At 39.0% G+C, this 9,888-nt stretch carries 7 protein-coding genes; 1 reads left to right on the plus strand and 6 read right to left on the minus strand.

What is annotated here, in order from left to right:
• Positions 1-52: 52 nt before the first annotated feature.
• The 3 genes from GPLA_RS22810 to GPLA_RS22820 all read right to left on the minus strand — a co-directional run bounded on the left by GPLA_RS22810 (position 53) and on the right by GPLA_RS22820 (position 5,092).
• On the minus strand, positions 53-2,752 hold the full coding sequence (locus tag GPLA_RS22810) for a hypothetical protein (protein ID WP_007107405.1): 2,700 nt from the start codon (positions 2,750-2,752) through the stop codon (positions 53-55).
• Positions 2,742-4,679: a hypothetical protein gene (locus GPLA_RS22815; protein ID WP_007107406.1), complete on the minus strand. Its 1,938-nt coding sequence runs from the start codon at positions 4,677-4,679 to the stop codon at positions 2,742-2,744. Before GPLA_RS22815 ends, GPLA_RS22810 begins: the two co-directional genes overlap by 11 nt.
• A 152-nt stretch (positions 4,680-4,831) precedes the next feature.
• Positions 4,832-5,092, minus strand: a complete 261-nt coding sequence (locus GPLA_RS22820) for a LexA family protein (protein ID WP_040515799.1) — start codon at positions 5,090-5,092, stop codon at positions 4,832-4,834.
• A gap of 741 nt (positions 5,093-5,833) precedes the next feature.
• On the opposite strand from GPLA_RS22820, the gene GPLA_RS24385 reads away from it, so the two are divergent.
• Entirely contained in the window at positions 5,834-6,001 is a 168-nt protein-coding gene (locus tag GPLA_RS24385; protein WP_226993181.1) for an antitoxin Xre/MbcA/ParS toxin-binding domain-containing protein, read from the plus strand.
• Between the two features lie 1,668 nt (positions 6,002-7,669).
• Here GPLA_RS24385 and GPLA_RS22835 read toward each other — a convergent pair.
• The 3 genes from GPLA_RS22835 to GPLA_RS22845 form a co-directional block, all read right to left on the minus strand.
• On the minus strand, positions 7,670-8,689 hold the full coding sequence (locus GPLA_RS22835; protein WP_007107408.1) for a hypothetical protein: 1,020 nt from the start codon (positions 8,687-8,689) through the stop codon (positions 7,670-7,672).
• 89 nt (positions 8,690-8,778) lie between these two features.
• Complete coding sequence (locus tag GPLA_RS23010; RefSeq protein ID WP_007107409.1) at positions 8,779-9,180, minus strand: hypothetical protein; 402 nt, start codon at positions 9,178-9,180, stop codon at positions 8,779-8,781.
• Entirely contained in the window at positions 9,177-9,809 is a 633-nt protein-coding gene (locus GPLA_RS22845; protein ID WP_007107410.1) for an AAA family ATPase, read from the minus strand. Before GPLA_RS22845 ends, GPLA_RS23010 begins: the two co-directional genes overlap by 4 nt.
• Positions 9,810-9,888 lie beyond the last annotated feature (79 nt).

The following is a 9,888-nucleotide window of genomic DNA, read 5'->3' on the forward strand; positions in this document are numbered from 1 at the left end:
AACGTTACCAAGTAATGGTAAATAATTAATTTATTTCTGTTACTTAGTAACGTTAATACCGCCTCTTCGTCGTACTATCTCTTATCTCACAAGAAACATCAGCGTAAGGACATTCTTTGCAAGTTTCGAATTTCTTACAGAACAGAACTCCTGAAATTTTTTCTAATTTTGTGACAATCTTTTTACTTTTTGGTAAGTCACTAAATAAATGAGAGGTCAGTTTGTATAAGCGCATAACTCTACACTTCCCATAAGCTCGAAATCGCTTATCGCTAACTGTATTTATGTAACCTGCATTGAGTAGTTGCTTGCGCACCCATTCTGGCTGACGCCACTGTGGAATATCAGTTGTACGCTCTTTCATGTAATTTTCAGGTACTAACGTCGACATTTCCATGATCACTTGTTCAATAGCAATTGAGTTGAAGCCTCTCGCAGCAATACGCCAAACTGACTCTTTTACAACAGACTCAGGAGACATCTCAGCTTTTTCTTCAATGCTCATTCTATCAATGAGATCATCGATAACGTCATGCCAATGTGTTGCGCCGGACATGTCTATAATCGCTCGTAGTGGTGCTGTAATTTCTTGAGAACGATTAGGGGTAGGATACTTTTTGTAGCATTGATGCAAGCTTTCGCAATTATCCATTGCCCATGCGTGAAGCTCCGGTTTTAGAGCGTCTATCTTTTCAAAATCAATATCAGTTTGTTCAAATTCACCGACTGGCGCTTTTCTCGTATGAACAGTTATCGTTCTAGTTCCGAGCACAGCTTCTATACCTTGAATATTTGTCATAAATTTAACGCCATAGAAGTTCAGCCGCTTAACTGTCATTGTTTTTGTTTCTGTTACAGTCTTTATTGCTGTGGATTTCTTGTAGCTGACTTTAAGAATTTGCAGAAAGTCATCCATTTGCAGATTGCTCCCGTCGACTCTATTTTTTAACTTTTCAACATCATCGAGCATTAAGAAACCGCGCGTTTCATCAAGAATACGAGCGATGGTAGCAGCCGATGTATCACCTACAACCGTGCCGTTCGCAGCAACTTTTGCCATTACTTCACCTAGCTGCGATTTACCTGTGCCGGCCGCACCCGTCGCGAGTACAAAAGGTACGGCATCAAATACGTTTTGTACGTAAGTTACGACAACAACGAGAGCGAGTATTAAGTAATCATCCTGATTCGGAAGCCAGATCTGGCTAGCAATTAATTGTTCGATATCTTCAACGACAATCTTCAGTGGTCTTACTGGGTAATTTCCGTCTAGCCAGCGCTCGATATCATTCCAGCCCCAGGATGCGTTAGGCGGAGTTTTGGGGATATCTGCGATGAGCGTTCCGTCGTTTAATGCGTAGACAGGTGTTGCAATAGCACCTGGTCTACTTAACCGCGGAAGGGCGCGATAATCAAATAATTGGCGATCACTACGAAGAACTTTAACGACGCGACTGTAGCCAGCGACTCCGTCACTGACGTTAACACCACTCTCCATTACCATTACCGGGTAATACAAATAACCGTTTGTAAAAGAGCCGGAGATGTCTACCGGATCATAACCATGCACTCCTGGTTTCAAATCTTTTATGTTTGTCGCTGTTTTGATAGAAGGCAGACGCATAGGCGTCGCTGATTCAATCAAAGATAAGAAATCTTTTGCAGAACTCCCTTTTTTAAGATAATCAGTCCAATCCTTATCGTCACCTTTCTTTCTATACTCGAAAGGTGGATTTAATCTAAACCCTCTCGTACCGACGTACTTCAACCACCCCATGGCAATTTCATCACCGGCTGGATCTACGTCATGAGCTAAAAAGATTCGCTTATATCCTGCTAAAACAGTCGGGTCGCTATCAATTTCAACGGGTATAACTGAACCGTGTGTAGAGGAGCATATGTGAATACGATTTTTTAAATCACTATTTGCGATGAGTTGATGACAAGCCCATAGATCTTTTATCCCTTCTACAACTATTAGATATTCATGACTATCTAAGCGTTTCATATTGTATGTTAAGCGCGGTGAAGACTTGCACCATCCATTTTCATCGATAGCATTTTGAGTAACATCAGGGATGGAATAATAAACATACGGGGATGCCTGCTCACCGTCTTGACGAACGATCGGAAACACAAGTGCATTGCTTCTCAATATGCCATCTGTACTTTTGTAATCAGTAGACAGTCCGAGACTAAAGTGTTCAATTGTCTCGTTTATCAGACCTCTTCCATAAAGATAATTGAGAGCTGCTTCGTTATTATTTAATCTGCTTTGATATTTTTTGATTGTAGAAGAGCTGACGCGCTTAAGTTGGTCAGTGTGCTGTGCAAGCCGTTGTCGCGAGGAAATATGATTTACTGTTTTGTTAGGCTTAACAACATGCAAATTAGGCTTAAATTGAGCTGCTAGCTGTTCGTTAGTGATATTTAGAAACTGCTTAATTTCTTTGATAGCATCACCTTTGCTGATATTTCTTGTCAGCATCCACAGATCGACGAGATCGCCTTTTGTTTGGCCGTTCGGGGCTTGCTCAGGATTATTTTCAAACCACATTCCTGAATGCTTGCCTTTGACGTCGACAACAAAACTGTCTCCGCTGCCGCCGTTAATACTTCCCATTGTTATATAATCGCCGGAGAACTTGTAAGTATCTCTAATTAAGTGGCTAACAACAGTCTCTATGCCTTTACTCACAAGCGCTTGATTGATGTCAGCAATACTCATTTCATTATTGTTTTTAGATTGCATCAGTCATTCTTTTATTTGCCCATTCTCTTATCTTCTTCGCATTTTGCTTGTTGTTTATCTTCGCGTAGACTGCAATAACTGTATCCAGTCTATCCATGAGTAATGTAGCGAGACCTGTGTAATTTTCAGGATTATCATTAAGAAAAAGGGTAGCTGCTAGGTGCCTCATCGCGTGAGGATTAATCCCAGGATTATGTTCGTCAGGGTAAAGTACAGACAATGCTTGCTGAGTGATTTTAACGAGTTCATTTCCGACGTGAGTTGGTCGAACTCTTCCGCCGGCTCCATTAAATGCACGGTCTGAAACACCAAAAGCCCAAAGTTCTGTAGTCACACCGAGCTTTAAGCTCTCTCTCTCTCTAATTTTAAGATAATTATCAAAGTCACACTTCATCCCGGGGAATTCTTGATAAATAGACTCAGCGGCAGATGACCCCTTGTTTTTTAAATGACTTTTATGAACAAAGACACCAAATTCTCCAGATTCTGCTAATTTGAATATCCCAATTTCCTTATTTTCTTCAAAGCGAATAAGCTCTTTTTCAGACACAACTCCAAGCCACTTCAACATCGAAATATTTCTTACTCTAAGAGGAGCATAAATCATCCACCGGAACGCTAGGTAAGATGCGTGACTCCAAAGAGAGTAGCCCTTGATAGAAATTATTTTTTTTATCATGTCCACTAAATCAAAATAAGCACTCCATGGATCATTAGCATTAATAATGAAGTTGACATTGCGCTTACCATCCATCGCAACGTAATTGCTTTTTATCTCATTTATTTTTTCTTTTGCAATGAAACAAATATAGCTAAGCTCCTCAATCCACTCGTTGTAAGAATGGCAATCTTCAGGAATGCTGTAGTGGGAAGTGAATGTATTAGGTTTTGCTTCAGATATAACCCATTCTAGAAATTTAATAGTTGCGCCTGGCGCACCCTTTTTTAATGACCAGCTTGTAAAACCTTCGAGAAATTCAGTATCAAAAATAGACTGTAGATTAAATTTTAAGCTTTCATTGATACAACTAGAATACGTGTAAGCTGATTTGACCTTAACTTTAAAACCGTTTTTTGAATTTGATATTCCATCGCTATCTATTGTCCAAGGTGAATTATTTGTTGCTCTAATCTCCCTCTTTTTTTGCGTATTAAGATTTGAAAACTGAACTGGATCTTTTGGTCTAGAGCTTTGTATTTTCCATCGAGAAAAGACCTCAATTTCTTTCTCGATAAAATCCGGCAAGTCTAAGCTTGGGCTTAAGGAACCATTACTCCCTCCCTGTCCTGTATTTCTGTGGAGTAAAACTAAAAACATCCCCTTCTCTAATATCCTTCCTCCTGCACCTAAGAAATCATCCATGCACTTAAATCTAGGTTGAAAATCACCTGTACTAGAGCGGTAACGACCTTTTAACCAGGATACATAACTATTTGCAAAGTTAAGTCTTGTTAGGGACTCATGTTGGCCTTCAACGTTAGGTAAGAACTCAGATTTTACGATTTCATCTGCAATTTTTTTATCTGAAAGATGTGAGCCTAGTTTCCTGTAAGCAAAAAAGCGGATCGTATCTGCAAAAGAACTGTCATCGCTGATGCTGAATGTGAAACCAGAAATTGCTTGTTTTATGTCGTTTAAGAAGCTCGGCCATTGCTTGTTTGTATTGTTTTGCGCGACCCAATTTTTCACTTCGAGTAGTGTGAGCGGAAATCCTTTGCTGCTAAATTGTTCCTGCAATCTATCGCCATCGATAAGGCCAATTTGCAGCATCTTATTGAAGCCCGCTTTGATGTTTTTAATAGAGCCAGCAGACTTTTCGATAAGCTCAATTTGCTGGCGAACATCATCAACGGTGATTAACGGTAACGTTGATGCATCGTATTTATGTTCTTCGTTATCTAATGTAATAACGGTTTCATCGTTCATAAGCTTTCCTGCGTAATGTTGCACCACTGCAAGAAAAGCACTATATTAACTGTGTCTAAAGACATTAAATATTATCAGCCCGCTTAAAACTGATATTTATATTTGGGGGGTAGCGTCAACTACCTCCCAAATAATCCTTCTAAAAACACCTGCTATATACGCTTCTCTACTAAAATATCTTTCTGAGTAAATCGTTTGAATGCTTCTTCGCTTGGCACAATATTGCGCCTGGATAAATGTTCAAGCTTCTCTAACCAGCCTTTCTGACGCAAAGCTCTAATCTCACCAGACACGGCTGTTTTCTTTGCGTAAGAAGACACTTCCGCCTGGGTCGGAGGATAGCTATTCTCCATGTACAGCTGAGATAGCGCTTCGAAAACAACTTTCTGTTTCTCAGTAAGAGGTAAAAGCATTATTTGTCTTAACCTTTAAATTTGATACTTAGAGTAGTTTTAAAGCATGTTATTGAATGTGTCAACATCAAGTGTTTATAGATTCGCCGGCATTTGGCGCTACTCAGTAACAATAATAAGTTAGATAAATAGTATATACCGTTAATACTATATATACCGTTATTACTATACATACAGTTAATACTATTAACACAGTACAGACTGTACATGTAATTCATATAGTATTGACTATTATGGCACTATATGTCGTTACTGAGTAACGAATATAAATATATTATTTAGCGTTCCTCGGTAACACATATAGATGCATTGTTTATCGTTACTGGGTAACATATATGGATGTGATATTTATCGTTCCTCAGTATATATAACTAAGAAAAGGTAATGGCGAAGTACGTTATGTGCTCGTGAATACATTGTTTAAACAACCGTTCCCCTAAGAGACAGGTACTTTCTTAGGTTTCTAAGTGAAAAGTGTCTACAGAATTAGAGTAAGATCAATTATCTGATTAGTCTTAATAGAATGTCCTGCACGAGGTTTATATGAGCATCGATACGGCCCCAAAAGCGATAATTGACTATAGCTTTACGTCTCAGTCGATTAGAAAGTTAGCGGCTGACTACGGCATATCACTCAAAACACTTGCCAGTATCATTGGGTGCACTTCGACGAAGATTTACAATAAACCGCTCAGGCTTCCTACAGGGCCGACGAGACGACTTTTGCAACTAACCGATTTAATGTGCCTAGCAACGGACTACTTTGGCTCGGTAAGTAGGGCAAAAAAATGGTTGGTTGCATACAATTTGGGTTTAGACGCCAAACCGCTCCAGTTATGCCAAACGGAGGAAGGTATCAAGAGAGTCGAAAACTCTATTTTTAGACTTGCGACTGGAATGACGGCCTGATTACTAAGGTAGGTAGCGACCTAACTTAGGCATCTTTTCGTGAGTGAGCGATTGTTCCTGACCTCTAAACTTTGAGATGCAAACTCACCTTGTGACATTTCTGACCATTCATTTTATCAGGCAAGTCTGAGTTTACCTTAATATACTCTCACAGAAAAAACCCCATATAGAAAGCCTGGTCCGGCAGAGGATCATCGGATCATATTCAATGAAAACTCAATAAGAACAAAGAGCTCTGCGTGATCTTCTTTGTGTTCCGGTGTGTTCCTACAAATAAATACGGAACATTTTAGCGGAACACTATTTTCCAAAGTAGGAACACATTGAGGAACACATAAAAAAAATAAAAACATATTTAATTCAATAGCTTATTCTTTTAACCTTTATGATGTTCCTTTGTGTGTTCCTCCTTATTAACCAATTAACTAAGCATATTTAAAGGCTTTCAGCGTTACTCTGTTCCGTTATTTACAAAAAAGATGTAAGAGATAGAATTTTTTTTCTATCCGACATTTTTCTTTGCATGGAACATAATATTAGTTAAGTTTCAAACTGAGTAACATAATAGACTTATTTTGTTGGCTTTTAAGTGTGTTTTTTATAATAATATCTTCGATTCCCCCCACTAATGGAACCTAAATTATGTTATTTGTTGTTTCTTTTCATCGCCATAGATTGTATTAGAAGAGATTTTTTGCAAAGAAAAATAACTCCGAAAAAACACTATGTTATTTACAAGCAACGAGCTTGTTTTTCCGCTCATTGACTTCGTTTAAATGCTCTAACGTGTCTCTCTCTTTTTTATCAACTGTGTTCTATCCCTAAAGCAAAGTGATCAGCTTCATGCATTTTTGAATTCATTGATTTGAGTAATTTGATGCATAATCGGTTTTTTGCAGTTGCGATTTAATGTTGTAACTTCCAACTCAACTTAATCAAAACAGGCAAATTACAGTGATCTACTGGGAATCATTTAAGCATCGGGATCTAACTTACACTCTTGAGCATCTTCATCCGATGCCCTGGGTACTCATTCAAGAAGCGAGAGGGGGAAATCCTGAGCGCACTTATCGCATTGAAACAATATTTTCATTGCACACATTTACTCGTTCAAAAGAAGCTCACCATGATGATGATTTGAGTTATTCAGATTCGAGAGAGCAGAGAACGTTTTGCTTCGAAAGATATAAGGACTCTAAACATCTACCGGCTATTATCAGAGATATGGGTATGGGGTATGTACAACATACTGGCCATCAAAACTTTTTGAGAATAGACACATCGCATGGTACGTATGAGATTTACTTTGTCGTTAGGCGCTCAAAGAAGAGAGAGTTTGATTTAGAGATCTTTGTGCAGTCAGCTTATGCCAGGAGTAAAGGCAATAGCCCTAAGGCAGGGAAGATAAAGTTTTACGTAGTTGCTTATAATACGCTGCATAATAAGCCTATAAAGCCGCCCAGACGCTAATGATGGTTCCAGAAACACAAAAGCACCCGACGAAGGTGCTTTGCTTAAAGCTAATCAGGGTCTTTCGTCATTTTTGACATATCACGCTCTTGGGCGATAACCTCGGTGAGGCGACATCAACGCTCTTCTTACGAAGACCTGTTTATACGCTGATACTGCGTATTATAACACAGTATGTGTACACTAGATCAATGTTTTTTACACGCTATGTGTACTGAGCCACGGATCTTCAATTGTATCAAATTTGTGGTTAAGCGTTATCAGCACGAGCTCTTCGCTCAACTTTTCGTGATCAGTGGTGTGTAGCTCTATTTTTTTATTATTAATAGTGCCAGTGATTGCGAAGCGACGAGAGTTATCACTTGCTGCAATTCTGCTTGATGATCGCATTTGTCTGAGAATAGTATCATCTATGATTTCACAAGCTTCAGCTGCACTGTCAGATGATAGAGATACGTCTAAGTAAAACTTGTGATGCAACGCTGAGTGATAAATTAGATTATTAGCCACCTTTGAAGCGATATGCTCAACATTTTTGTCTGCTGTGAATAGTTCTGACTTTTTGATGTGATCAAAACTTGCTACATGATCAAGCGCTTGAGTAAAAGGATTTTCAGCAGAATCGTCCAGGATTGGGGAGGCCATGTATGACATTACCATTATCGCATAACTGTTGTTTTTGAAACCGTATGTTTCAGTAAAATCTACTATCATGTTATGAGCTCTAACGTCGAGATCTATGCCCACTTTGCGGTTTCGAGGCTCCCTTTTGTGCTTAATTTTACGAAGTCGTTGCATTAATTTTCGTAAATCGTCTTTTGGGATGTTATGAAAAAGCATGTTTGCATGCTTAATGTCGTCATTATTAAATAGATTAAATCTATGTCCATATCGCAGTGCTGATTTTCTTATTTCCAAGAACACTTCTTTAGATAAGCCTTTTCTTCTTATATCTGAAGGAACGTGATCAGGGTAGTTGTCCCAAATTTTTTCATCAGATGCGTTATGATTTTTAGCGATAGTCTTTTTTTTATGCAATTCGAGATCATGATAATTCGTAGCACCCGGTGTGAATTGTTTCATAAAGAGAAACAGGTCCTGTTCCACGGATGGTATGGGGGTGTCTTTTTTGTTGAAATAATAATCGAAAAGCTCCAGAAACCTGTCTGCATCTACAGGTTTTGGCTTTCTTCCCCTTGTTTCTATTTCATCTGTCATAATATTATTGTTACCCAGTAACGTTAAATAAATCAAATTCTGCTAATGCTGTATATACCGTTTATATGGTATATACCGTTTATATGGTATTACTCAGGTGGCCTTCCAGTTTTTATTCTTTCTACTTGATCGCAGACATCTTTTAGCTCTTTGACTGACATGTCGTTAAGAGCTTTGAGCCCAGCTCTTAAGATCTCGCCTTTGTTCATCAACATCCCGGCTTTCATCAGCTTATTAATGAGTTTATGTATCAACTCATAGTCATCTTCAGGCATGGTAAAGCTGTCACGTTTGACTTTACTCGCAGCAGGTTTGTTTTTCTTTTTGTCTGCTCTTGATGTTGTTGAGGTGCTTGCGATCTTATTCTGCTGAGTGATTTTCTGTGTTTCTGTTTCAGCTTGATTAGCAAAGCTTTCTACTGCGTCATCATCGATGGCCGCTTTCCCCCGAGGTTTTACTGAAAGGCTAATAGGTTGTTTTTTTACACTCATGAGAACACCTCGTTTACAAGATTTTCTATTTCTATAGCCGCCTTCTTATCTCCCATCTCAGCCGCTGAAGCACCAGCGGCCACAGCGTCTTCATAAGATTTTCTAGTGTAAATAACAGAATCAAGTAAGCTAAAGAATTCTAGACTTGAGACGAGTGTTCGAGTTTCTTCGACTGCTTTGATGCGCGGATTGGGACGTGCTTGCGAAACAACGATGTAGCATTTTAGTTCAGCGTTCATTTCGAGCGCTTGTTCAATAAGAGATGAAACGTAAACAAGAGTTTCTGTGTCCGCCTGGGTCGGTTTTATAGGTGAGATCATCACATCAGCAGCAAGCATTGCTGTTCTGAATTCTTTACTGTCCTGGCCACCGGTGTCGACGATGACGTGATCATATTTACTTCTTAAACTATCGAGAGTCTTATAAAGATTCCCCGATTTTTCGACATAGGTTAGCTGAGGGAGCTCTGTTGACTCACGTCGAGCTGCCCAGTTCGACAAAGTTCCTTGCGTAGAGTTGCCGTCGATCATCAAAACATCTTTGCCTTGAGATGCTAGTAAAGCGCCCACGTTCATAGCGAGTGTTGATTTTCCACTTCCCCCTTTTTGTCCGCCAAACAAGACAATCATATCGACCTCTTTTTATTATATTAACCGTATAAATGGTTTTTACGGTATATACTGTTTATATAGTATATATTAAATAATT

The sequence above is a fragment of the Paraglaciecola polaris LMG 21857 genome (assembly GCF_000315055.1).
Lineage (GTDB): Bacteria > Pseudomonadota > Gammaproteobacteria > Enterobacterales > Alteromonadaceae > Paraglaciecola > Paraglaciecola polaris.